This is a genomic window from Pseudoalteromonas sp. TAB23 (assembly GCF_000498075.1).
GTDB classification, from domain to species: Bacteria; Pseudomonadota; Gammaproteobacteria; order Enterobacterales; family Alteromonadaceae; genus Pseudoalteromonas; species Pseudoalteromonas arctica.
The window spans coordinates 1-1,356 of sequence record NZ_AUTP01000058.1; the positions used below are offsets into that span (position 1 = coordinate 1).

2 protein-coding genes are annotated in these 1,356 nt (G+C 43.8%); both read right to left on the reverse strand.

Annotation, left to right across the window (positions count from 1 at the left end):
- On the reverse strand, positions 1-705 hold a 705-nt coding region (gene kduI, locus L654_RS0101490; RefSeq protein ID WP_024607035.1), incomplete at its 3' end, for a 5-dehydro-4-deoxy-D-glucuronate isomerase.
- Positions 706-728: 23 nt separating this feature from the next.
- A partial coding sequence (locus L654_RS0101495) for an SDR family oxidoreductase (protein ID WP_029753449.1) occupies positions 729-1,356 on the reverse strand: 628 nt, incomplete at its 5' end.

The following is a 1,356-nucleotide window of genomic DNA, read 5'->3' on the forward strand; positions in this document are numbered from 1 at the left end:
GTTATGTACCCAAATATGGCGTGTTTCAGTCGGCTCGCCCATAAAGTGACACACAGCTTGCTGCTCTGGCACTTCAAAATAAAAATACACTTCGTTACGACGATCATGCTGATGAGCAGGCATGGTATTCCAGACGCTGCCTGGTTTTAATTCCGTTAGCCCCATTTGTAGTTGGCATGTTTGTACTACGGTATTGATCAGCATCTGATTAATATCGCGCTCATTGGAGGTTTCAAGCGCACCTAAATGCAATACATTAGCATCATTACGCGTCACTAACTTATTTGGATATTTGTGGTGAGCTGGTGCAGAATTAAGATAAAATTTTGCAGGATTGCCACTGTCATGACTAGTAAACAGCACCTCATTGGTATCTTTACCTAAATACAAGGCATCTTTATAGCCAAGCTGAAAATCTTCTCCATCAGCAGTTATCGTGCCGCTGCCGCCAACATTGATCACACCAAGCTCTCTACCTGTTAAAAAGTTTGCTGCTTTTAAGTTGTCTACCGTTTCTAACCTAAGCGGTGCTCTGGTTGGCACCGCACTGCCCACCATGAAACGCTCGTAGTGGGTGTATAACCAATAAATGGTGTTCTCTTGCATGAGTTTGTCGACCAAAAACTCATCTCTTAACTGTTGGGTGTCATAGCCTTTAACTTCATTTGGACCAACGGCATAACGTGACTCTATTTGTGTGTTCATAACATGCTACCTAAAATTAAAAATTATCGTGCTAACCAGCCACCATCAACGGCAAGAATATGGCCATTGACATAGTCACTGGCTGTTGAAGATAAAAATATGGCTGAACCAATTAAGTCTTCTGCTTCACCCCAACGCCCCGCAGGGATACGCTTTTCAATTTCACTATTACGGGCGGCATCATCTTGTAATGCTTGGGTGTTGTCGGTTCTAAAATAACCTGGCGCAATAGCATTAACCTGAATATTGTGTTGCGCCCATTCGTTTGCCAGCGCTTTAGTAAGACCCGCTACCGCATGTTTGCTCGCGGTATATGCTGGTACTGTCATACCGCCGCTGTATGACAGCATTGAGGCAATATTAATTATTTTTCCAAACCCTTGTTTGATCATGTTTGGCGCAACCGCTTGGGCCAATAAAAAACTGGCATCAAGGTTTACTTTCATCACGTTCTGCCACTGCTCATACGGGTAGTCAACCGCTGGGCTGCGAAATATAGTGCCGCCAACATTGACCAAAATATCTATTTTGCCATGTTCCGTTAACGCTTTGTTTGCTAATGCATTAACTGAGTCTGCATTACTCAAATCAGCAGCATAATCAAAAGCCACACCGCCACGTTCTTCGATCATCTGACACGTTGCTTGGCAG